Annotated in this window: 17 protein-coding genes; 13 read left to right on the top strand and 4 right to left on the bottom strand. The window is 43.3% G+C overall.

Annotated elements, in window-relative coordinates; all coding sequences use genetic code 11:
* The first annotated feature begins 155 nt into the window (after positions 1–155).
* The 7 genes from M1L62_RS05560 to M1L62_RS05530 all read left to right on the top strand — a co-directional run bounded on the left by M1L62_RS05560 (position 156) and on the right by M1L62_RS05530 (position 8533).
* A complete protein-coding gene (locus M1L62_RS05560) occupies positions 156–1250 on the top strand; it encodes a substrate-binding domain-containing protein (RefSeq protein ID WP_254412010.1) in 1095 nt (364 codons plus the stop codon).
* Between the two features lie 426 nt (positions 1251–1676).
* Positions 1677–2459: a 3'(2'),5'-bisphosphate nucleotidase CysQ gene (cysQ, locus tag M1L62_RS05555; protein ID WP_254412009.1), complete on the top strand. Its 783-nt coding sequence runs from the start codon at positions 1677–1679 to the stop codon at positions 2457–2459.
* A 124-nt stretch (positions 2460–2583) separates the two neighbouring features.
* Positions 2584–3651: a DUF3500 domain-containing protein gene (locus M1L62_RS05550; RefSeq protein ID WP_254412008.1), complete on the top strand. Its 1068-nt coding sequence runs from the start codon at positions 2584–2586 to the stop codon at positions 3649–3651.
* Positions 3652–3680: 29 nt separating this feature from the next.
* A complete protein-coding gene (gene glgP, locus M1L62_RS05545) occupies positions 3681–5324 on the top strand; it encodes an alpha-glucan family phosphorylase (protein ID WP_254412007.1) in 1644 nt (547 codons plus the stop codon).
* 409 nt (positions 5325–5733) lie between these two features.
* Complete coding sequence (locus tag M1L62_RS05540; RefSeq protein WP_254412006.1) at positions 5734–6798, top strand: isoaspartyl peptidase/L-asparaginase family protein; 1065 nt, start codon at positions 5734–5736, stop codon at positions 6796–6798.
* A gap of 118 nt (positions 6799–6916) precedes the next feature.
* Complete coding sequence (locus M1L62_RS05535) at positions 6917–7735, top strand: alpha/beta fold hydrolase (protein WP_254412005.1); 819 nt, start codon at positions 6917–6919, stop codon at positions 7733–7735.
* Positions 7736–7792: 57 nt separating this feature from the next.
* Positions 7793–8533, top strand: a complete 741-nt coding sequence (locus M1L62_RS05530; RefSeq protein ID WP_254412004.1) for a hypothetical protein — start codon at positions 7793–7795, stop codon at positions 8531–8533.
* Positions 8534–8693: 160 nt separating this feature from the next.
* Here M1L62_RS05530 and M1L62_RS05525 read toward each other — a convergent pair whose 3' ends face one another.
* The 4 genes from M1L62_RS05525 to M1L62_RS05510 form a co-directional block, all read right to left on the bottom strand.
* A complete protein-coding gene (locus tag M1L62_RS05525) occupies positions 8694–9638 on the bottom strand; it encodes an SDR family oxidoreductase (RefSeq protein ID WP_254412072.1) in 945 nt (314 codons plus the stop codon).
* Positions 9639–9750: 112 nt separating this feature from the next.
* Entirely contained in the window at positions 9751–10458 is a 708-nt protein-coding gene (locus M1L62_RS05520; protein ID WP_254412003.1) for a peptidylprolyl isomerase, read from the bottom strand.
* 6 nt (positions 10459–10464) lie between these two features.
* Positions 10465–11058 carry a hypothetical protein gene (locus tag M1L62_RS05515; RefSeq protein WP_254412002.1) on the bottom strand — a complete coding sequence of 198 codons (594 nt, stop codon included), beginning with the start codon at positions 11056–11058 and terminating at the stop codon, positions 10465–10467.
* 219 nt (positions 11059–11277) lie between these two features.
* Positions 11278–12729, bottom strand: a complete 1452-nt coding sequence (locus M1L62_RS05510) for a BamA/TamA family outer membrane protein (RefSeq protein ID WP_254412001.1) — start codon at positions 12727–12729, stop codon at positions 11278–11280.
* Positions 12730–12942: 213 nt separating this feature from the next.
* Here M1L62_RS05510 and M1L62_RS05505 point away from each other — a divergent pair, with 213 nt between their 5' ends.
* The 6 genes from M1L62_RS05505 to M1L62_RS05480 all read left to right on the top strand — a co-directional run bounded on the left by M1L62_RS05505 (position 12943) and on the right by M1L62_RS05480 (position 25289).
* Positions 12943–13140 (top strand): hypothetical protein, encoded by a 198-nt coding sequence (locus M1L62_RS05505; protein ID WP_254412000.1) that lies wholly within the window; start codon positions 12943–12945, stop codon positions 13138–13140.
* A gap of 169 nt (positions 13141–13309) precedes the next feature.
* Entirely contained in the window at positions 13310–16678 is a 3369-nt protein-coding gene (locus M1L62_RS05500) for a SusC/RagA family TonB-linked outer membrane protein (protein ID WP_254411999.1), read from the top strand.
* Between the two features lie 25 nt (positions 16679–16703).
* Positions 16704–18356 carry a SusD/RagB family nutrient-binding outer membrane lipoprotein gene (locus M1L62_RS05495; protein ID WP_254411998.1) on the top strand — a complete coding sequence of 551 codons (1653 nt, stop codon included), beginning with the start codon at positions 16704–16706 and terminating at the stop codon, positions 18354–18356.
* A gap of 433 nt (positions 18357–18789) precedes the next feature.
* Positions 18790–22251: a SusC/RagA family TonB-linked outer membrane protein gene (locus M1L62_RS05490; protein WP_254411997.1), complete on the top strand. Its 3462-nt coding sequence runs from the start codon at positions 18790–18792 to the stop codon at positions 22249–22251.
* 24 nt (positions 22252–22275) lie between these two features.
* A complete protein-coding gene (locus tag M1L62_RS05485) occupies positions 22276–23916 on the top strand; it encodes a SusD/RagB family nutrient-binding outer membrane lipoprotein (protein WP_254412071.1) in 1641 nt (546 codons plus the stop codon).
* An 80-nt stretch (positions 23917–23996) separates the two neighbouring features.
* Positions 23997–25289: a hypothetical protein gene (locus M1L62_RS05480; RefSeq protein WP_256527624.1), complete on the top strand. Its 1293-nt coding sequence runs from the start codon at positions 23997–23999 to the stop codon at positions 25287–25289.
* Positions 25290–25298 lie beyond the last annotated feature (9 nt).

Below are 25298 nucleotides of genomic sequence, written 5' to 3'. Positions count from 1 at the left end.
TCAATCCAGTCCCTTTGAAAATTCTGCCTTCATTGGGACCCGATCCCTTACCTTTATGCACAAATTATTGCACAGCAACAGACCGGTGGATAGGATCTCCAACTCCGCGGTAAACCAGACACTCTATATTATTATCTGAAAAAATCGACGTCAAATTGGAACAGAATAACAGGAATGTAAGAATAAAGGATATTGCGTTAAAAGCGGGCGTATCAACAGGGACGGTAGACCGCGTGCTGCACAACAGAGGGAAGGTATCGGAGAAAGCCAAGGCGAAGATTCTCAAAATCATAGAAGAAAGCAATTACGAACCCAACCTGATGGCCAGAGCGCTGGGTTCGCACAAAACTTATCGTATTGCCGCCTTGATTCCGGATCATCAGGTGGATTCTTACTGGAAAGCACCCAAGGCAGGGATTGAAAAGGCGGAAAAAGACCTGAAACAATATGGCGTGGTAGTCGAGCAGTTTGTTTTTAATCCTTATCAGGCCGATTCGTATATAGAAAAAGCCAATGAACTGACGAGGACCCGACCGGATGGCATTTTGTTATCGCCGATTTTTTACCGCGAGACATTGCCTTTTTTTGAAAAGTGGGGCAAGGATAAGATCCCGTTTGTATTGTTTAACACGGAAATCGCCGAGTTTGGGCCGCTTAGCTACATTGGCCAGGATTCGTACCAGAGCGGAATGCTTGGTGGTAAACTTCTGCACTACGGTCAGCCCGGACCATGTTCCATACTCATCGCCCATATTGATGAGGAAATAAGTAACGCTGCCCATTTGATTAAAAAGGAAAATGGCATGCGCAGTTATTTCACCGAGAATGATCCGGAAAATCACTACAAGATTATACGGGTTGAACTTAACCGTTCCGATCAGAATGCTTTTGTTAAAAAACTGGATGATATTGTAGATAACACCCCGGACCTGAAACACATTTTCGTCACGACGTCAAAGGCTTATGACATTGCTACTTATCTGGAAAAAAAGAAGATTAGTGGTGTGAAAATTATCGGTTATGATTTGCTTCCCAAAAATCTGGCTTATCTCAATACGGGAGCCATTTCGTTCCTGATCAATCAGAATCCGAAAGGGCAGGGGTACTGGAGCGTGAGTCAGCTTGTGGATTTTCTGGTCTTTAAAAAAGATGTTCAGCCACTCAAATTTTTGCCGCTGGATATCGTCACAAAAGAGAATCTGCATTATTACATCGACGAGGAAGACCTTGTTGAGGAATCCATAAAATGATTTAATTGCACAAGATTACTTGTTAAAGGCAAAAGGAGCAGAACAGGGTTTTGGAGTAGTTGGATCAGCCCGGCTCTAAACTGCTCATTCCAATCTGTTAAGACGATGTTCCGGTTGGTAATCAAAAGGAATGGTTGTGGTTGTAACGATCAAAAAAGCCACGTCTTTACCAAGGAAGAAATCGAATATTTTTTTATCTTAAATAAAAATTTGGAGCAGTAGGTTAGTAAAAATTTGAACCCGGAAGACCTTCAAAGGATAAAGTTGCAGGAAGGTTTGTTTGGGTCTGTGGAAAAAAGGATGCCCGTAGTTGTTGGTCAATTGAGAAAAAACGTCAATTACTAGTCAATTTTGGCTAATAATATTAAAATTTTAACACTATAATTTGCAGATTAGTCTTGTTCCCACACCAATCCAGACCCTGATATGCAACTCGAAATAGAAGAATTACTATCAATCGCAAAGGATGCCGGAAAGGTAGTCCTGGCTGTTTATAATGATTCGGAGAAGGCGGAAGAGGTAAAATATAAAACGGATGAATCACCATTAACGCTGGCTGATGAAGCATCCAATGAGTTGATCGTTAACCGGTTGAAAACATTTACGCCGGAAATTCCGATCCTGTCTGAGGAGGGGCAGAACATACCTTATGAAGAGCGGAAGGATTGGGAATATTTCTGGTGTGTTGACCCGTTGGACGGGACAAAAGAGTTTATAAACCGCAATGGAGAATTCACGATAAACATTGCTTTGATCCATAACCGCGTCCCTGTTTTAGGCGTTATTTATGTGCCGGTCACCGATACCCTATACTATGCCAATCAGGAAACCGGCGGATGGAAAATAACTTCTGACGGTGTGAAATCTGCAATGAAAGTGGACAAAAACAGTGTAGACTGGGTTTCAGTCGGCAGCCGTTCGCATGCAGCCCCTGCCGAAACGGAAGTACTCGCACGTTATCCGATTGTTAAAAATGTTGCGATCGGAAGTTCACTTAAATTTTGCCTGGTGGCAGAAGGAGAGGCGCATATTTATTTCCGTCACGGCCCCACGATGGAATGGGATACAGCGGCCGGGCAGGCGATTCTTACACTGAGTGGCGGTAAAATGACCAAACTTTCAGGAGAGCCTTTTTTATACAATAAATCGTCTCTCTTAAACGGAAGTTTTATTTGCAGCGCCCAGCATTTGACATTAAGAGATGAATAGCCAGGTTAAGAGATAAAGCTAAGTTTCTTAAACATTTAGCGAAAAAAGAGCATGTCAGTCCGGTAAAGTATAATCGGGCAGACAAGCTCTTTTTTATTTATACATTCACTGACAGACAAAAATCATGAAATCCTATCCGCTGGTCTGCAAATTGTTTCTCTTTGCCTGTTTTATAACGTTGTTTAAATCTGGTTCTCTTCAAGCCCAGGATAAGCTGCTTGTCGGGAAATTGTCGACGGCTGTTCAGAATTTTACCGGCAGTCTGGATGCCACGCGGAAAAAAGAGGCCTGTGTTTCGTTCGCCGATTCGCTTCGTTTTGACTGGAATTATGTTCCCAGAGCCCGGAAGGGATTAACGTTGAAAAACATGAATGCTGATCAGCAAGCTAAGGCTTTTGAGATGGTCAGAATTGTTTTGAGTGCCGGTGGCTATCAAAAAACCAGAGAAATCATTGACCTTGAAAATGTCCTGCGGGTGATTGAAAATAAATCTGCGAACGATACCTACCGTGATCCTGAGAACTATGCCTTTCTGATTTTTGGAAAACCCGGTGAAAAAGAACCCTGGGGCTGGCGTCTGGAAGGGCATCATATTTCACTGCATTTTACGGTGGCCGGAGATGAAATTACTTTTACACCTGGTTTCTTTGGTTCAAATCCAGGAATCGTGCTGGCTGACGTTCCTCAAAAAGGTAAACGAATATTAAAAGACGAGCAGGATGTGGCTTTTGAGCTTCTTCATTCGTTTTCGGCAGCACAGCAGAAGACAATAATTTTATCTGAAAAGGCACCCTGGGAAATTTTATCTTCAAATAAACGGAGTAAATTGGTGAAGCTGAAACCGGAAGGAATTGCGATGAAAGATATGACACCGGCGCAGAAAAAGCTTTTTCAAAAGCTGATCGCGGTTTATCTGGATCGTTATCATGTGACTTTGAAAAACCAGCAAATGAATAAGTTAAAGGGAACCGGTCTTGATGGCATACATTTTGCTTGGATGGGAAAAACGGATCCGGAAATAAAGGATGGGGCAGGTTATTATTACCGGATTCAGGGACCGACAATCCTGATTGAACTGGATAATACCCAAAATAACGCTAATCACATTCACACTGTGGTCAGGGACCTTACCAATGATTTCGGAGAAGATTTGTTACGGGCGCATTACGAAAAAATGCACGCGAATCATTAGTAAATATCTTTCACTTAAACTTTGCCTCAATGAAGCAGTCATTTTCTGTGCCCTTTAAGCATCCGTTTAAACCGGATAAAAACTATACGAAATCAGTAGCTTATTTTTCAATGGAGTTTGCATTGGACCAGGCGCTCAAAACTTATTCTGGCGGTCTGGGTTTTCTGGCGGGCTCCCATATGAAAAGTGTTTATGCCTTAAATCAGAATCTCATCGGCGTTGGAATGCTCTGGAAATACGGATATTATGACCAGGGGCGGAAAAAGGATAATAGTATGGAACCGCAATTCCATGAAAAAATCTATCATTTTTTAACGGATACGGGCATTCAGTTTCAAATTCCGATCTTGGGAAAAGATGTTTGGGTAAGGGCTTATTACCTCGATCCTGAGATTTTTAAAACGGCTCCGATGTTTTTCCTTACGACGGACACGGACGGAAATGATGAGGCCACGCGTGCAATTTCCTATTCACTTTACGATTTTGATGTGACCATGAAGGTGGCGCAATGTATGGTACTGGGAATAGGCGGTGCCAGGTTATTGGACGAGCTCCAATATGAACCCGAAGTGTATCATTTAAATGAAGCACACGCGGTTTCCGCAGCATTTTATCTCTACCAGAAATATAAAAAAGTACCTGACCTGAAAAAGCGTCTGGTTTTTACGACGCATACGCCGGAAGAAGCCGGAAATGAAAAGCACGACATCAATTTCCTGGAAGGACTCGGATTCTTTTCAGGGTTAAAAATGGATGTGGTCAGGAAGATAACCGGTATTAAGGACAATACCTTTAACCATTCTCTGGCCGCTTTAAGGCTGAGCAGAAAGGCTAACGGCGTGTCTAAATTACACGGAGAAGTGTCCCGTCAGATGTGGAAAAGTTATCCGGGTATTTGTGAGATTATCCATATCACCAACGCCCAGAATAACACGTATTGGGTAGATCCGGTATTGGAAAAGGCCCGGATTAAAAAGGATTCCAAAACCATTGCTACGCGCAAAAAGGAGTTAAAAACAGTACTTTTCAAAACCGTTGCCGACCAGTGCGGGAAGATTTTTGATCCTAATGTTCTGACGCTTGTCTGGGCGCGCCGGTTTGCGGCATATAAACGTCCGGATATCCTGACCTGGGATGTGGAACGGTTTAAAAAATTGCTGGAAAATAAAGAGCTGCCGATCCAGATTATTTGGGCAGGCAAGCCTTATCCGAAGGATGAAGGTGCCATCAATACCTTCAATCATCTTTTTTACCTGAGTCATTATTTTCCGAATATGGCTGTGCTGACGGGTTATGAACTGGCACTTTCCAAGTTGCTAAAAGACGGGTCCGATGTTTGGCTGAATACGCCGGTGGTTACCCGTGAAGCATCCGGAACAAGTGGAATGACAGCCGCCATGAATGCCTCGCTGAACCTTTCTACCTTCGACGGGTGGATTTGTGAATTTGCCAAAAACGATGAAAATTCATTCATCCTGCCGGTGGCGGAAGGAGAAGATATCAATAAGCAGGATTGCGACGCATTGTTTGAAGTGATTGAAAATAAGGTGCTTCCCACCTATTATAAAAACCAGCAGGAATGGCAGCGGATCACTTTAAACAGTATGAACGACGTTAGCGAGGAATTTAACTCCGACCGGATGGCGCGGGAATATTATGAAAAATTGTATTGAAAAGATATAGATTCAATGCCTTAAAACAAACAACCGACCAGCGAAAGCTGGTCGGTTGTTTGTCAAAAATGACACGTTTCGTGTCAAGTGGGTTGGTGTTATTTTGTAGGCAATCAGTGATCTTTTTTTAGTCAGGCGTTAACAGAGTAACCTGCGAATGCCGGGAAGCATTCAAATTGATTTAATTAATAAACTTCTCTAACCAAATGACGACCGCTGTTATCTGGGTTGTCGTTCATTCCTATCAATCAGGGAAATCGCTTCCCATATCAACTTATACATCAATAGCCATTTTCGTGGGCATGTGGCTTGCATATTTCAAAGCGAAGCAAAAAAAGCCAAATGGAGATCTTTAATGCAGGTGATAGTTAGTAGATTTGATAAAGTCTATCATTAAACATGTGCTCCTATGAAATTTATTTATTCGATTGTTTGCTGTTTTTTATTCCAGACGGCGTTCGCTCAGGATTATTCTGATAAAATAACGCTCGTCATTCATGGAGGCGCCGGGACGATCACACGCGCCAATATGACTCCCGAAAAGGAAAAAGCATACCGGGAAGCATTAAATACAGCACTCCAAAAGGGTTATGCGATTTTGAAAAAGGGCGGTACCAGTTTACAGGCGGTTGAGGCGGCGATTATGGTGATGGAGGATTCTCCATTGTTTAATGCCGGAAAAGGTGCTGTTTTTACCAATGAAGGAAAGAACGAACTGGATGCAGCAATCATGGAAGGAAATACTTTGAAGGCAGGTGCCATTGCAGGCGTAACCACCATCAAAAATCCAATTCGCGGTGCTATTGCCGTGATGGAAAAATCACCGCACGTATTGATGGCAGGAAAGGGAGCGGATCAGTTTGCCAAGGAACAGGGACTGGAAATTGTAGACCCGGCATATTTTTATACAGAGGCGAGATTTAAGGCTTTGCAAAAAGCAAAAGAGCAGGAGAAAATCGAACTGGATCATTCTGAAAATAAGAAGGAAATTAAGAAAGCGCCGAAAACGGGCTATTCGAAGGATGAGGATCTGATCTTTACCGAGGGCAAAAAATTTGGCACCGTGGGCTGTGTTGCGCTTGACAAGTTTGGAAATCTTACAGCCGGAACCTCAACGGGTGGAATGACCAACAAGAAATATGGACGGGTTGGTGACGCGCCAATTATAGGTGCCGGCACTTATGCCAATAACACAACCTGTGCCGTATCGGCAACTGGTCATGGAGAGTTTTTTATCAGATCAGTTGTAGCTTATGACATTTCAAGTTTAATGGAATACAAAGGCCTGACTGTTAAAGAAGCTGCCGATGAAGTGGTTATGAAAAAACTGGTAGAACGCGGTGGAGAAGGTGGCGTAATTGCGCTGGATCGAAACGGGAATATCGCGATGCCTTTTAACAGTGAGGGTATGTACAGGGGATTTATTAAAAGTGATGGAAAAGGTGAAGTGATGATCTATAAAGATGAAAAGTAGGGCGAGCGGCTTTTTCTTCGGTAAACTTGGCATGCTTACAATTTATTAATCCGGATACAGTTACTTATCATTTTAACCGGAGTAGCTTTACGAAAAAATATGAATCAAAAACGCTGAAATGAAAATCACACTATTAGCCTTGGCTACCCTTTTATTTATTATTTCCTGTAAAAAAACGAACGACGCAACACCTGCTTTCACAGAAACAAAAATCAATTTAACTACCCACAAACTGGCATCATTCTCCGCAATAAAAAATTCTAAGTATTTAGTTGTTTTTGAATCCGGATTGGGCAACGACCATACGGTATGGAATAATAACGCTGTTGCTTCACAAATAAACAGTAACCTTGATGTACTCATGTATGACCGGGCGGGTTATGGGCAGTCGGAAAATGGCCCAAGCCCAAGAAATATCGACCGGTTACGAAGCGAATTGGAAAGCGTCATCGATAAGTTTTCAAACGGAAGAAAGGTAATATTGATCGGGCACTCATTGGGCGGTTTGATCATACGAGATTATGCTGTTAAAAACCCACTCAAAACGGCTGCCCTCTTATTTGTTGATCCCTCACACGAATTTTATAATCGTCCTTCGCAGGCAGAAGAAGATATGCTTTACGATGCTTCCAAAAATGCCAACGGTGCCAATTTCGGAGGGACACTTGAAGCCAGGGAATTTATAGAAGACCTGCAATACACCAGTAAATTACCTTCTTTGCCAAACGTACCGGTAATCGTGCTAACGAGTATGAAAGTGGAGCCTCCCCATTCATCATCAGAAAAGCAAATCTTCTATGATGCACACGAATTGTTAAAAAATGGTGTAACCGATTTTACCCATATTGCCACCACACAGTCGGGGCATTTTATCATGATTGACGAACCGAACCTGGTGATTGACAATTTCAAATTATTGATTTCAAAATTGCCTTAAAAAATTACTGGTAATAAAAGTAATTCACTTGATTTATCTGGTTTAAAAGAAAAGTATTTGATATTATTAACCGCAAATCTTATAACTATGAAACCGCTACGGATCTTATTTATGGCAATCGTGTTAACTGCGATCAATAGTGGATATTCATTTGCATTTAATTTTCAGAAAATGACAACCATAAATATTAATGGGCTGATTGTCGATTCTAAAACATTATTGCCAATTTCCGGAGTGGCAATTTACAATGATCAAAACGATGTATTAGGATCCACGAATAAAGAGGGATATTTTGATATAGTGCTTAAACTTTCAACGGATGGCGAGATCAATTTTAATATCAAGTTGAAAAAAATAGGATATAATTTGTATGCTCAAAAGGAACGGTGGGGGAATATTGGCTCACGTCTGAGTGCCACATATTACTTCGCGATGCAAAATTCAAATAATAAATCTCCCGCCTTCTCTGAACTTAAGATGGGTAAGATCAACACTTATAAAGATGTGCTAAAAGGTTTCAACGAGGTGAAACAAAAAGTTGATTTTGAAGATAAAATAGAAAATGTAAAACTTGGAAACAACGCCTTGTTTTTTGAAATAAACCAAAGCTATTATTTAATAAACGAAACTGGCTGGTTGAAGCTAAATTCTCCGAATGATACTATCCTTGTGAACGGTGAGAAAGGTATACCGGCCAACGAGATTAATTTCTATGTAAAGAGGAGTAATGTTAAAAAGATGTCGCCTTCGACCAACAAAAATACTCCTTTCGAAATAAGCACTATCCTGCCGAATTGACTATGTTATGAACTTAAATTCGATGCAAAGGTGCGAAGTGTCGAAAAGTTGTATGTAGTTTCTGCGTTTGCGACACGTGAAATGAACATGATTATAATAACCGCATTATAAACGCTAAGCCATGTTCACCCGATTAAAATTGGGGTGAACATGGCGATGATCAGGCACCGATCTGTTTAGCCAGGATTGCTATGCCTTCCTGAAAGGTATGTGGTTTGTATCCCAATATTTTTTCTGATTTTGTCAGATCGAAACCGGTACGGGGCGGGCGTTTGGCGGGTTGTGTAAAACTGGACGCGTCGGTTTGAGCAATCAGGGATGTGTCCAGACCAAAATAATCGGCAGCCATCATGGCCATCTGATAAGGCGTATAGAGGTCTTTCCCTGAAATATTAAAGATACCTTCTGCCTTTTGATCCGCGATGAGGAAACAACCCTGAGCCAGATCTTCCGCAAGCGTCGGGGTCCTGAACTGATCCGTCACCACCTTTATATTTTTCCCCTCTTCCAGAGATTTCTTTACCCAAAGAATAATATTACTCCGGCTCATGTCATGCGCTATGCCATAAACAAGGACAGTCCTCGCAATCGCCCATTTGATATCGGAATGAATGACTATTTTCTCAGCTGCATATTTGCTCCATCCGTAAAAACTGACCGGGTTAGGTTCTGCTTCTTCGGTATACGGACCGGCTTTCCCGTCGAAAATAAAATCGGTGGAAACGTGTACGAGGAATACATTGTGTATTTGACATGCAGAAACCAGAAATTCAACTGCATTAACATTTTGTTTCCAGCAATCGTCCTTTTCCATTTCACACTGGTCCACATTGGTCATGGCAGCCGTGTGAATGATCACGTCCGGTTTTGTTGCCGCAACTACTGCCTCAATTTGTTCAGGATCTGTAATATCCATGGGCAGATATTCATAGTGCTCTTTAAATGGCAGCCGGTTCTCCCCTCGCGCCGTGGCGATGGTATGGATTGATACATCCTGAATCAGTAATTCTACGAGTTTCTGCCCGAGAAGACCATTGGAACCGGTAATCAGGAAACGTTTTTTTGATGAATCTGCTTGTGAAGGTGCTAAGGAAGTAACCGTCATGTCGGTAGTGGCAATGTTTTGTTTGGATGCAAGATAAGACAAAAAAGTCCCTCAATTTTGCGAAAATTGAGGGACTAGAAAAGTAACCGAAGGTAATTAATATCTGATTGGATTAACTCGCAAAAACGTAACCGTATTTTTTGGTAATCTTTTTCTTTTTCATTTTCTTAACCGAGACCTTCATTTTAACATCCTTATCCGGACGGTCGCGCTCGTCTTTTGGTTTTGCACTAATGGAATCCAGTACGGGAATGCCGTCAATCACCTGACCGAAAACGGTGTAGGCACCATCCAAATGTGGTGTTCCGCCTTCTGTTTCATAGACTTTTTTCTGAGCATCCGTCAATTTTCTGGCGGCGCGGGAGGCTTGTTTGTCAAGCTCCGATTTGCTCCATTTTCTTCCTTCGACAATATAAAACTGACATCCGCTTGATTCCTTTTTTGGATTATTATCCCTGGCGGCCGCCAACGCTCCTTTGCGGTGGAACAGGTTTGGTTCTATTTCAGCTGGAATTTTATAGCCGTTATCGCCTCTGCCCAGCATATCCTCAGGTTTTGCATTTTTGGAGTTAGGGTCACCACCCTGAATCATAAAATCTTTAATGATCCGATGGAAAAGCAGGCCGTCGTAAAATTTATCTTTTGAAAGTTTTATAAAATTGGCTTTATGTTTGGGGGTTTCATCAAACAGAATCAGGCGCATTTTTCCTTCATCCGTTGAAATAGTCACCACATAATCTCTTTTTGATTTTTTCTGGGCAAAGGTATTTAGGGCAATCAGACAGCAAACTGTCAGTAAAGTCAGGCGGTTTAATTTCATCGTAAATTATTTAGCAGCAAGTACATTTTTATCAGGCGTGAACTGAAATTTCAGGCCGTAATCTTTTCCTTCCGATACATCTTCCATTGTTACATGTATCGAGTTTTTGTTCCAGGTAACGATCTTATCCTTCTCTTTTGGAGCCTCATATGTCTCCGTAAAATGGTTTTTTCCGGCATTCCACAACTGCTTGGTAGCATCCGGACTGTTCAGATACACATCCACGGTAATTTTATTCACACGTTTGTCGGCGGTAAGGAAATATTGGATGTCGATCGTTTCAAGCTTTTCTGTTTCCTTGGTAAAACCCACATGGTCGGCCACATCCTCAAACATTTCATAGGTTTCGGTTGCTTTGACCTTGCTTAAAGGATCTCCAAAAGTTATGCCACGAAAAACACCATCGGAAGAATTGCCCAGTATTTCCTGAAGCAGGGCAGACTGGTCGCTGTTCAGTTCTTCGGCCGAAGGCGTAGCCAGTGCGGTAGAATCTGTAACCGTTGCTTCCTTCTCATCTTTTGTCTTACTGGTGCAGTTTCCAAGTGCAAACGCCAGAATAACAACTATTAAAGTGTTTCTTAGAGTGGTAAAGTATGTCATGTTTCGCTAAAAGGATTAATACCGCAAATCTAACTATTATCAGCTTGTTTTTTAATGCGGACTATCAATTTGTGGTAAAATGTTGGGCATTGGTTTTCAGCAAAGCCGGCAAATAACTACCTGAATTGCCAAATAAGGGCCTAAAAAAGCTATGCCGATAGATTTTGATGCTTGTTTGTGATAACGAATAAGGAAAATGTTACCCAGTTTTGACCTAAATTAGAACTCTCTGGCAATGTTGAAAAAGAAGCGGCGTTCGCCTTTTCCGTTGATGGTTAGGTTGAAACGGGCCACAATGTTGTAAAAAGTCACGACATCAATTCCTGCGCCACCGCCGTATATGACCTTGTTTCCAAGCCGCGTATTGCTGAATTCAGGATAACTGTTCCTGACATAGGCAGCATCGGCAAAGGTGTTCAGATAGGCAGCGAGCGGAATGGTGTTAAATTGCCGTACAGGTATCCAGGACAAATGTTTCTGCAAAGAGAATAATTTATATTTCAGCTCATTTTTGATTAGTCCATAATCCTGTCCGTCAACGACGTAAAGCTCATAACCCCGCACCAGGTCATTGCGATAACCCAGTCCGATTGTTTGCAGATAAGGTTGTCTTTTGGGAACAGAAAAACGGGCGCGGATCCCCGAGTTGGCAAATATGCGCTCACTCAGCTGGAAAAATTGTTTGTACGAACCATACGCATAAGCCTGGTTTATCTTATCCGACGGCAGCAACCCGATTTTCGAAAACTGGATCCCGCCAACACGTCCTCTCAGTGGGTATTGGAAATTATCACGTTTGTCGTAGCTGTATGAATAGGTAAGCTGGAAATAAGTCTGTTTTGTTCTGCCTTTCAGGAAATAATTTGGATTTAATACAGCGATCGTATCCGTAATGTTCGTCGAGCTCCAACGCAGATCAAGCGAATGAAAGGTGTAATATTTATTCCGGCGGGTTAAGGTTACAAAGGAGTAAAAGCGCTTTTTGTTGATATCTTCGCTGTTCAGATAACTGAGCTTATCACGCCAGGTTCGGTAAGCCATCGTTTTATTGGTTGAATAGGAGGCTCCTACGGTAATACCGGTTTTTTGTGCTTTATCAAGATAAGGAAGAGAATAGGAAACCTCAAATTTTGGAATAAAACCAAACTCAGCCAGCACACGAAGTTTGTCGGCGCGGCCCGATACGTTGCCGTAACTTAAATAAATGCCGTAAATGATGCGGCTAAAATCACGGTTGCGGTCGTACCACCATTCGTTGAAATTCCTGTCGGCCAGCTGGAAAACCGGGGTTGCAATAAGGTACCAACGCTCTTTTACCACAACGCGCACATCGGTACGGACCGAATCGGCATTGGGTTCGGGGATCATTTCAACGACAACAAACAAATTGGTATTGATGATTTTGCGGCGGTCGATTTCCAAAGTTTCCGCCAGCAGGTTGGTTCTGATCGTATCTCCCGACTTAATGGCCAGCTCCCGGGTAATGATGCCGGTGCGCGTACGATGGTTTCCCTCCACACGTATATCGCCAATGATCACGTGTGCGACGCTATCCGCTGGCGACTGAGCGCGCAGCGATCCCGCAAAGAAGAAAAAAGCAAATAAAAAGTAAATCGTTTGATAGCGTAGTGTATCCTTCATTCTGCCCTGCCCGTGTTTCTGTTTTGTCACGATTTTCAATTGCGACTATGCTTTATATTTTTCAAAAATACGCTTAAATCATTTGTTATGACGAAGTCCCGTTAAATAAACTCCGGGATCCCTTGAAATACGCCTAACCGCTTTCCTGTGTTAACCTACTGTTAATTTTAAAAAAACAACTAAAAATGATAGTCTCTTCTTTCGGCGGTACAGTATCATATCACAGACTAACCAGCTAAGCATATGACACCTTCCCGGGCTGAAAAATTGATCGGCAAACTGATCGCTAACAAGCTTTCCGGGGAAGAACTGGGTGAGTTGCTGGAAGGTATTAATAACGAAAATGAACAGCAAAAGTATTCCGATGCTCTTGAAATTTATTTTGACCGGTTGTTGAAAGAGAATGAAGGAAACTCCGGCCAGAGTCAGGAGAAAGCCTGATCGCGATAGAGATTTGCAACCTCTGAAAATGAATTTACTAAAATAACCTAATACATTTTTAACAGGCATAAACCACGATTCTTTCCATTTCATCAGGTGAAGGGAATTAACGACGAATTTCAGTGCTGATAGTACATAAGTCTTTGTCCAATTATTATTCTAAAAAGTTATGAATCCAAACTCTATTATTCAATGTACGCTCAGGCGGTTGTTTCTGATAGCCTTGCTGGCAGGAACATGCGTTTCGCTGGCCTGTGCGCAAAACGTGGTGACAGGTAAGGTTACGTCCCGGGAAGATGGGACGATAATGCCTGGTGTTAACATTATTCTGAAAGGAACGCAGACAGGAACCACAACCAATGCGGCCGGAACTTATTCCATCGAAGTAAACGGCACCAATCCCGTGCTTGTTTTTTCTTTTGTTGGATATAACCAGGAGGATGTTCCCGTGAATGGAAGGAGTGTAGTGGATTTTGCTATCGCTCCAAGTGCAGAAAATCTAAAAGAGGTGGTCGTAACAGCGTTGGGAATCAACAGAGCGACCAGATCTCTCGCATATTCGGTAAGTAGTATTAATAATGAAGATCTGGTTAAGGCCGGAAACCCGAACCTGATGAAGTCGCTTGACGGAAAGGTGAGCGGTGTTAACCTGACCAGCCTGAGCAGTGACCCTACTTCATCGGTTTTGGTCAATATTCGGGGAACAACTGTGATGCCTACAACCGGCGACGGCGGTACCAATGTAGCTGTAAAAGGACAACCGCTGTATGTTATCGACGGTATTCCGGTTGGTACGCAGACCTTCACTTCAAAGGACGGTGTTGACTTTGGAAATATTTTGTCTCAGCTTAACCCGAATGATATTGCATCTGTGACCATTCTGAAAGGTGGTAGCGCAGGTGCCCTGTATGGGGCCGAAGGCGGAAATGGTGTGGTAATGATCACAACCAAAACCGGAAAAGGAGCTAAAAAAGGCCTGGGTGTATCTTTCTCGACGATGGCCTCGGTAGAAAAACCTTACCAGTTTATAGAAAGCCAGACGGAATTCGGACAAGGTGAACGCGCCTATGAATGGCAGTACGATAACACGGATACCTGGGGACCAAAACTGGATGGTAAGTTCACAGCAGATTATTGGGACGTAAAAGCAAAAGCCTGGAAAAATGGCCCGATGGTTTCTTCCAATGAAAACCGGGTGAAAGCTTATTTACAAACCGGAAGCACCATTACCAATAACATTGGTGTAACGGGTAATTATGATAAAGGTTCGTTCCGTTTGTCGTTGTCGAACATGACAAATAAAGGTGTTATGCCGAATACCAAAACGCAGCAGAAGTCGGTGAATTTCAATTCCCAGTACAATATCACCAATCGTTTGTCGGTCTCCGTTAACGCAAGCTACATCAACACCTTCAACCCGAATAAAGCCAATACAACCGGTTCGAACAGTGTGTTGAACAGCTTGCTCTTTAATATGCCAAGCAACCTTCAGCCATTGAGCGAGATGAAAAGTTACTGGCTGGATGGTTTCGAAGGCGTGAGACAAAACGGCGCCATTATGAAAGATAACGGAATAGCTGTGTCTGAAAATAATCCATGGTGGACGACTTACGAAAAAATTCATAGTTTCGGAAGAGATAACTTTTTTGGCAAAGTCCAGCTTAACTGGCAATTATCGGATCATTTCTCATTTCTGGTAAGAACCGGGATGGAAAATGTTAAGGAGAATTATGAACTGCGCCAGTCGTGGGGTGATAAAAGTGATGCTTTTGGTCAGTATGTTTCAGGAAATAACAGCAGTATTGAAGCTAACTCCGACGCGATTTTAACTTTCACCAAAAACTTTGGGAAACTTTCGCTGAGTGTTGCCGGTGGTGGAAATTACCGTTTTACGAATACCAACAGCCAGGAAATTACAGGAGCCGATCTTAACTCGCCGGCCTTGTTTACCTTACCCAATATCAAGGCCGGGACCATTTCCTTGAAAGGCGATCCTTTTATGACGACCAAGTCGGTGAGTGCTTATGGTACCGCGACGATCGGCTGGGACGAAAAATTCTTCCTGGACCTGACCGGACGTAATGACTGGAAAGGTGTTTTGCCAGAAGAAAAAATCCATTATTTCTATCCATCGGCTTCTTTCAGCTGGCTTGCTTCGGAAAGTTTCAAATTACCGGAAGCATTCAGTTTGCTGAAATTCCGTCTGGGACTTGCTGATGTGGGGAACGGTTTGGTGAGAAAAAGATCTGTTGATACCTACACGTATGATGCGAGTCCATGGGGCGCTATCAATACGGTAAGCATCAACGCTTCGCTGGTTGATAAAAATATTAAGGCGCAGCACTCCGTAACGCAGGAAGCAGGGCTTGATCTGTGGTTATTCCGTAACCGTTTGAAATTTGACTTCACCTACTTCATCAAGGATCAAAAAGATCAGATCGATAACATTCCGCTTCCTAAAGGTTCCGGTTACGCGGGCTTGCTGACCAATATCGGAGATGTAAGAAGCAAAGGGTATGAATGGGGACTGACGTTTACGCCGATCAAAACAAAGGATTTCTCATGGGATGTTGCCGGTAGCTTTACACATTATAAAGCGACGATCACAAGACTATCCAGTAGTTTTGCTCCAAACGGTTACGTATTTGCCAATTATGACGGAAAAACGAAAGTGAAAATCGCGAAAGGTGAAACGATTGGAAATATCTATGAAGAAAACCCTGTAATGCGCGTGAAAACGGGTAAATATGCAGGTATGGCGCTTTTGGATGGTGATGAAGGAAAAATCCAGAAGTCGTCGGATGAAAGAGACCGCGGACAGCTTGGTAACTTCAACCCGGATTTTATTCTTGGTATGAACACCACAATCCGGTACAAACAATTTACTTTGAACATGGTTGGAAGTCTTCGTAAAGGCGGAAAATATGTTTCGGTTAATCAGCAGTATCTTGAGTCAAACGGACGTGCGGTCACCACTCTGGGATCTGGCGACAACAATCCATTGTGGAAAGGCGGGCGTGATGCAGAACACGGCGGAATGGTTTGGCCGGCTGTTGGGGCAAGTCAGTTTGACGCCATTAACAGTAACAATGATGGAAAACGTTCAGATTTCCAGGATGCAAGTTATGTGAAAGGTGTGTTCCTGAACCCTGCTTACGAGGGCAAACCGGAAGATGCCAAAGACACAGATTATATCGTCAACGGTGCTGATGCCAACAATACGTTCTATGATTTCCCATACAATGGTTATGGCGATATCATCTGGAACTTCACATCGACGAGAACTTACAGCGCAACGAATTTCAAGATGAAAGAAATTTCGATTGCCTTTACTTTACCTTCAAACCTGACAAGAGCTTATAAACTGAATAACGTAACGCTTGCTTTGGTTGGAAGAAATGTATTTCAGTGGAATAAATCAGGTCGTCATGAAGATCCCGAATCGGCATTCAGTGGTGTTGGATCCAGTCAGGGTATTCTAAGAGCTACTTTACCAAGTATCCGCTCTTATGGGTTTAAGCTGTCACTTGATTTTTAATGTGTAACCTTTGTTTAGAGAAATTATGAAGTCGATAATAAAAATATTTGCAATAATATCACTGATAGGACTAGGGTCTTGCAGCGACGATGAGTTAAGGACGGACGATACCCTTCAGCAGAAAAATGCTGTGGAGTCTGTTAACGATCCTTATCTGTTGGCATCCATTATAAAAAAAACCTCATTGTTTTACCAAAAAATGAGTTTTGATAGCAGGGTCCTGCCGGGCGCTGTTCAGCACATGGAGAGTAATTACCAAAGCGGGGATAATTTTTATTCCAGCTTTAAATCTCCGGTTACGACGATGTATGACGCGATGGAAATCCTTAAACTTATCGATGGTTCGATCGGGCTGGCAGAAACGCGAAACTCGAAAACGCACAAAGGAATTTTCACTGTTTTCAGAGTTTTGTTATTTTCTTACATGACGGACTTTTATGGTGACGTATATTATTCAGAGGCGCTTAAAGCGAGACAAGGGCTTTTATATCCAAAATATGACAAGCAAGCAGATATTTATGCGGGTTTGTTAAAAGAGCTTGACGAAGCGACTCTGTTGATTACCTCAGGTTCAGATGCGGTGTCTGGCTCTTATGACCTGATGTTTGCCGGCGATAAAGTGAAGTGGCAGAAATTTGCCAACTCATTGAAATTACGTCTTTTAATGAGAGCGTCAGGTAAAATGGCTGACGCAGGAACCCGAATGACGGCGTTATTGAATGCCCCGATTTTTACGGATGCAACAGACAATGCATCAATCTCCTACATTGGAACATTGGGCGGAGATAAAGGCGATTCATGGACTGGTGGTACTTTAAACTGGGTTTCTGTGGATGAGTTTGATAAAAGACGTCCATGCAAAACGCTGATCGATAAACTTACCGAACTGAACGATCCGCGTTTGCAGGTGTGGGTGGCGCCGGTGGAAAAGCCCTGGACCAGTGATGCTTCCAAAAATGGCGTGAGTTTCACGACAAAAGATCCGAATGGTTATTCGTACACATCAACCTGGGAATACATCAATCGCTCCAACAAGGATATCGCGCAGTATGCAACAAAGGATATCCTGATTGACTCGAATAAGGTTTATGTCGGTTTTATTGCCGGTATGTTGAGTGACTGGAAAAATGGTAACGGTCATTACGATGTTGCCGCAGGTGGTACCATGGGGAATTTCAAGGTTTCCAAATTCTCTAAGTTGTTCAGAGAGAATAAACATGCGCTGCTGAAAGCGATGGTGTTGAATAGTGACGAAGTTCAGTTTATTCTGGCTGAGGCCGCTGCAAAAGGCTTGATTACAGGCAGTGCAGATACTTATTACCGGAAAGGAATCACAAATTCCTTGCTTCGCTGGGGTGTTTCACAAGCGGATGTTACTACTTATCTCGCACAAACCAGCATTGCTTTACCGGCCGACAAAGCAGGTCAGTTAGCTAAAATTGCTGATCAGAAATGGCTTGCACTGTTCCTTGTTTCTTCGGAAGCGTATCTGGACCTGCGCCGTACCAAACTGCCGAATATTTTTAATAATGGCAGGTTGAGCGGATTTGAATTCCCGTTGCGTTTCCGTTATCCTGGTGACGAGTTGGGGCAAAATAAAATAGCCTACGATTTGGGCGTAGGAACGTTATCTCCGAAAACAGATGATCAGTTATCCAAGATCTGGTTGCTGCAATAAATTGTATAAATAGAGATACCCCGAGATCCGGAAGTGTGCTGAATGATTGTTCAGGCACCTTCCGGATTTTTTTGCTAATGATCTGACCGTCTGATAAATTTTATCATTTTTAATTTTTCGGGAGTAGTACGTTAGTAACATTTCCAAGTAATAATGATGCTTTGAATTTTATTGATTTCCGGACGGATTGAACATCCGTATGAGGATCACTATTTGCCTTGAATTAGTATGCATACATAACAAATTCTTAACATACGAAAATTGTTTGTCTTGTTTTTTCGACAGTCTGTAACAGCTCAACGTTCATCTGGATTGTAGCAAAACCTAAATATTAATCTATGAGAACACGCTTTCCACGTATTAAATCACTGTAATTCCCAACTCATTTCTTTTTCACCATTGCATCATGACGCTCACTTAACCACCTAAAATTATGAGATCAAGTTTTATCATTTTTTATCCACGGATTTTTAAATTTCTGCTGGTAGTAACTGTTCTGAATCTGTCTTTTGCCGGCCTGGCGGAGGCGGAAATCTTCGCAAAAAAAGGTACTGATATTACGGAGAGCAAAGCGGATAGAACCGTGACAGGAAAAGTCATTTCCAGTCAGGACGGGACGGGTATGCCGGGTGTAAATATTGTCCTGAAAGGTACTTCAAGAGGGACATCTACAAACGCAGCCGGGCAGTATTCGATTGATATCACAGGAGACAATCCGATTCTGGTATTCTCATTTGTAGGGTATACGGTAGAGGAAGTAGCGGTTAATAACCGAAGCATTGTAGATGTTTCCTTGCAGGCAGGGGCAGAAAATCTTACGGAAGTAACCGTAACTGCACTTGGTATCAATCGTGAGGCAAAGTCTTTGGGTTATTCCGTTGGGAAAGTTGACGGGAAAGAATTCAGCCGGGTGTCGCAGGAGAATGTCCTGAATGCCATGGCAGGAAAAGTAGCTGGCGTTACCATCAGCTCGACAGGGGCAACCGGCTCTTCGATTAGTATGGTAATTCGCGGGGCAAAATCTTTAAGTAATGACAATCAGCCGTTGTTTGTCGTTGACGGTGTGCCCATTGCGAACACGCTGAATAACGTGAGCCAGGTTGGAACGGATAACAAAGTGGATTATGGGAATGCACTTTCGAGTATCAACCCGGACGATATCGAAAATGTGTCGATTCTGAAAGGGCCGAGTGCAGCTGCCCTTTATGGTTCCCGTGCCGGTAATGGTGTGGTTTTGATTGTGACAAAAAGCGGCTCTAAGTCGAAGAAAATGACTGTGTCAGTTACCTCAAACACGGTTTTTGACAAACCTTATAAATTTTTGAAATGGCAGACACAGTTTGGTTCCGGTCAGTATTCAGCCATCCCGACATCGATCACAAACAATCCTTACAGTAATCCGTTCGGGAAGCTGGTTGATGAAAGTGTAGGGGCCACTTATGGCGCGGAGCTTGACAAAGGTTATGAGGCCGTGCAGTGGAATAGCCCGCTGGGAGCAGATGGAAAGCCAGTAGCGATGCCGCTGGTTTCACACAAAGATAACGTCAGGAACTTTGTACAAACCGGTGTCACGACCACCAACGGCGTATCCATTTCAAATAGCAACGACATGGTTACCTACCGGTTATCGTATTCCAATATGACGAATAAGGGGATTATTCCCAATTCTGATTTGTTCAGGAACACGTTGAGTTTGAATACCTCAGTCAATGTCAGCAAGAAGGTGAAGGTTAGCACGAATCTGGATTTTAGCAGGAACAATTCAAATAACCGTCCGGCCGGGAACAGGGGAACCAACCCGCTGCAATGGGCCTATAACGTATCTCCGCATTCCGATATCCGCGATCTGGAAAACTACTGGCTGCCAGGGCAGGAGGGATTGCAGCAGCGTTCCCAATCCAAAGGGGTTTTTAATAACCCGTATTTTCTTGCGCATGAGGTTAATAACAGTTTTGTGAGAGACCGGGTTTTTGGAAATGTAAAAGGGGAGTGGCAGATCACACCGGATCTTAGCATTTTTGGCCGGTATGCGCTCGATACATACCAGGAAAAAAGAGAGACCAAGATCGCCAACAGTTATACAGCCGAACCAAATGGTGCGTATGGTTTGATCAATATCGCCACTTTTGAAAGCAATGCGGATTTTCTTGCAACGTATCACAAGGAAATTAAAAGTTTTGGCCTGTCGGTTTCAGCGGGAGGGAACTACCGGTATCAGAATGGGTCCACTGTGAACAATTCATCAACCAACGGCACCGGCCTGATCGTACCTGGCGTGTACACCATTCAGAATATTTTACCGGCGAACCTTACATTCAACAGCAATTTTTACAAACGTGCTATTTACAGTACTTATGCTCTGGCAAACCTGAGTTTCAAGGATATGATTTTTCTTGATCTGACGGCCAGAAATGACTGGACAAGTACGCTGCCTGCTGCTAATCGCTCTTATTTTTATCCTTCGGCCTCGCTGAGTTTACTGATCAATGAAATGATTCCGATGACTAGTACGATCAATATGCTTAAACTGCGAGGTGGTGTGGCACGGGTTGGTAATGATGCAAATCCCTATCAGTTGTTGAGCGTATTGGACAATATCGGAACATGGAATGGAGTACCGAGACTTTCTGTTTCTTCCAATCTACTTAACAGTAATCTGAAACCTGAAATTTCGACTTCTTATGAGGTGGGAACTGACTTGAATATGTTCCAAAACAGGTTACGTTTTGGCGCTACGTATTATATGGCAGAAAATAGAAATCAGATTTTAAACACCAAACTTGCTCCGTCAACCGGTCGTTCAACAATAAGCATTAACGCAGGGCTTTTGGAGAGTAAAGGTATCGAACTGACTTTGGGAGGAACACCCATTGATAAAAACGGATGGAGGCTAGATCTGAATGCAAATCTTACCAGAAACCGTACTAAAATTAAGAGCTTGTCGGATAACTTACCTTATTTTACCTTATGGCAGGATGCAAAAGGTGGTGCCTGGACGTACGTGGGTGAAGAGGTAGGAGATATTTATGACGCCCAGATCGTAACAGTTACCGACAAAGCATCGCCTTATTATGGTTATCCGATTTTGGATAAAACGGGTAAATGGCAGTCTGTCGATGCGATTAATACAAAAAACAAGATTGGTAACTTCAATCCCAAGTTTATTTTGGGCGGTCAGATCTCGCTGGCTTACAAAGGGTTTAGCCTGAACATGACCTTTGACTGGCGCAACGGTGGTGATTTTGTTTCGCAAACGTACCGTTATGGTGAAGAAGATGGCCGTTCTCAGCTTTTTTATGACAAACTTATTAATCCGAACGGATTGTCAGGTGACGCACTTCGGAATCAGCTGGTGGCAAACCAGGACAAGCAAATTAAAATTAACGGAAATGTATTCCCTGTGGTGGGTGGGCCGACACCGGATTACGGAAGTTTTCCGGTCAAATACAGCGGAATTCCGTTGCCGCACGGTGGTGTTTTTATCCCGGGTGTTATCGCAACAGGTTATGACGACAAAGGCAATCCGACCGGATTTCAGGAAAACCTGGGTGGTGCCGGAACGCAGTATCTGCCCTTCGCAGCCAGTACTACCTGGTCGTTTACACGTCCGTTTACCTACGATGCCTCTTTTGTTAAGTTGCGGGAAATCTCACTTGGATACGATCTGCCTGCGAATTTCCTGAAAAGAGTAGGCGTGCAAAGTGCCAATTTCTCTGTTTACAGCCGGAACATCATCCTCTGGACAGCTGCGAAAATCAACATCGATCCGGAAACTGCTTTTCAGGTTGAATCCAGCGTACAAGGTGGCGGAAGTCAGTTTAAGCAAGGGATTGAAAGATACAATGTTACGCCATGGGTGATTCCGGTTGGATTCAAACTTAATTTAACTTTCTAAAAAACGGCTCAAAATTGATTCATGATGAAGACTACATATATTAAATCAATCGTGCTGATGGTATCAGTATTTCTTGTCTCTTCCTGTAAAGATTTAACAGAACTGAACAAGAACCCAAATGGTGTGGATCCGACGACGGCCAATCCCAATCTGGTACTTTCTACGGTGCTTACCGAAACGGGAAGATCCTTTGTAAGTTTAAATTACGACCAGATCATTGGCGGGCTTATGCAGCATACCCAAAAAGATGGATGGAGCGGCGATCATAATGACTATGACTGGGGTCAAAACAACAGCTGGTCTGGCTGGTATACTATCCTGACCAACAACCAATACGTTTATGACCGTGCCGTAGCGCTTAACTATCCGCTTCACCAGGGAGTTTCGCTGGTCATGAAATCAATGATTTTTGGTTTGATAACCGACCTTTGGGGAAATGCACCATATTCCTATGCTGTGAAAGCTTCTTTGGGTGGTTCTGAAAACATCTTTCCTGCTTTTGATAGTCAGGAGGATATTTACACGGGGATTTTGGCCGATCTTGAAAAGGCGAATACGTTGTTGTCAAAAGCCAAAGCAGAATACAACAGCAATATTGATATCCCGGACGTGTATTATGCGGGAGATCCGACCAAGTGGAGGAAATTGGCAAATTCTCTGGCGTTACGTTATTACATGCGTATTTCAGACAAAAAACCGGAGGTGGCCAAAGCGGGTATAGAGAAAATTATTGCCAATGCGGCGCAGTACCCGATTATGACGGTTGCGACTGAGGATGCTACAATGGCTTTTGCAGGGAACAGCAGCGCCGATTCCTGGCCTGCCAATACCCGCGACGACGCGAGTGAAAGCAATTACCGAAGAATAAAAATGTGTAATACGCTGGTAAAAGCGATGCTGAATGTCAACGATCCGAGACTGGGTGTTTGGGCAAATAAAGTGAAGACACCTTTGGTTATTGATGCAAGTTTGCCGGCGAAATCTGATTTTATCAAAGAGGGGAAACGTTTTCTGTCACCAGATAAAGTAGCGGGAATTCCCATTGATACCAATCAGAATTATGTCGGTTTACCCGTTTCATTGCTTGCCGGAGCGAGTTATAACATGAGTCCAACGGCGGCGCAGGGGGCTGATAACCCGCACGTTTCCTGGCTTAACACGATGTATAAATCGCCGAAAGGAGATTTGCTGAAAGCACGTCTGATGTCGGCCGCAGAGGTTCATTTCATTCTGGCGGAAGCAGCCTTAAAAGGCTGGGCTGCCGGTGATGCCGAAACACATTATAAAGACGCGATCAAGGCATCTTTCACTGCCTGGGGACTGGCTTCTGCCTATGCGGCTTATGTTGCCCAGCCAAAAGTAACTTTTGATAAAACACAAAAACAAATTATTGAACAAAAATGGATAGCCAGCTGGACAGCTGCCAGCGAGGCCTGGTTTGATTACCGCAGAACCGGATTTCCTGAACTAAAAACGGGACCACAGGGAAAAAGAGAAGTGTTGCCTGTCAGATTTTATTACATGCTGGATGAGAGAAATCTTAACAAAGCCAATGCTGACATTGCCATCAATAAGCTGGAAGCGACCACTTATTCGGCGGCGGATGGTAAAAACAGCGCCTGGTCAAAACCCTGGGTGATTCAGGGAGGGAAAAAACCATGGTGATGAGCCTAACCTGAAAATGAATTGCGGATCAACAGAGGGTGGTGCATTACCGCCCTCTTCACTGTTTAATGTTGAGGTATATGATAAAAAAGGCTTGTTATATTTTTCTGTATTTACTTTTTCAACAGAGCTTTTCAGGGTTTGCCCAAACCTTCAAAGCCGCCGCCGCAGTCCGGGTGATTACCCCGAATCCGTTGCTGCCGGTTTCGGGAGGTATCGGTACGCCTAAGGCAGCAAAGGAAAAAAATGGAGATTTGTTTGTTCGGGCGCTGGTTGTGGAAAAAGGGGCTACACGCGTGGCTATTGTCAACGTGGACAATCTGGGTTGGCCGGCTGCGTTGGGTAATAAATCCAGGGCTTTGATCAAGGGGATACCACCTGAAAATGTCCTGATTGGCGCTACGCACACGCATAGCGGCCCGGATGCCTACGCCTTCCCGAATGAAAAAGGAGAAAGTTTTGCAGACCTGAATTATCTGGACTGGTGTACAAAACAAATTGCTGAGGCTGTTAATGAGGCCGTTAAGAAACTTGAACCGGCCTCACTAAAAATCGGACTGGCTGAGGCGAAAGGAAAAATTGCTTACAATTACTATGCAGAGCAGTTGTATGACCCTCGCTGCGGGGTTATTCAGGCAATTGCGAACGAGGGGAAAAACAAAGGGAAAATAATTGCCACGCTGGTGAATTATGCAATTCATCCCGAGGTTATCGGTTCGGGCAGGGGTATTTTGAGCCCTGATCTTTGTGGTCCACTTTATGATAAAATTGAGGCCGAAACCGGAGGCATAGCCCTTTTTATGAATGGAGCGCAGGGCGGGATGGTCACGGCAGACAACCGGACCGAGGATAAAAAGGAGGCTAACGATTATCAGGAGTGCAAACGAATCGGAGAATTGCTTGCGAGTGAAGCTTTGAGAATTGTCGGTAAGGCTGAGATTCTTCCAAACCCTTCGCTTTACTGCACCTCAAGGAAAATCGAGTTTCCCGTTGATTCGGAAATTATGCAGTATATTCTTAAAAACTCGCCCATTAAAAATGAAATGGCCGGTGAAAACAAGGTGGTCACCCGCCTGAATCTTGTAAATATAGGCACTGCACAGATTTTAACCATTCCGGGTGAGGCGCTACCGAATATCGGCTATTATGTGAAGCGTAAAATGCACACGAAACTTCCCTTTCTTTTTGGTCTTACAAATGATGCATTCGGCTACATGCTGACCAAAGTTGATTTCAACAGCTTCAAGCGTTATGATTATGTAAGTCGTACAAGCCTGGGTGAAATGACCGGAGAAATTTACATCGAGCAGGCACTGAAATTAATCGAAGAAAGTCCGTGGCCTGCCGATATCGTGATCAATTCGAAAAAATAAATTCACAAT

Origin of the sequence: Dyadobacter diqingensis (assembly GCF_024220585.1) — a bacterium.
Taxonomy (GTDB): Bacteria; Bacteroidota; Bacteroidia; order Cytophagales; family Spirosomataceae; genus Dyadobacter; species Dyadobacter diqingensis.
The sequence above is the reverse complement of the archived record's forward strand: the minus strand, read 5'-3'. Positions and strand labels throughout refer to the sequence as shown.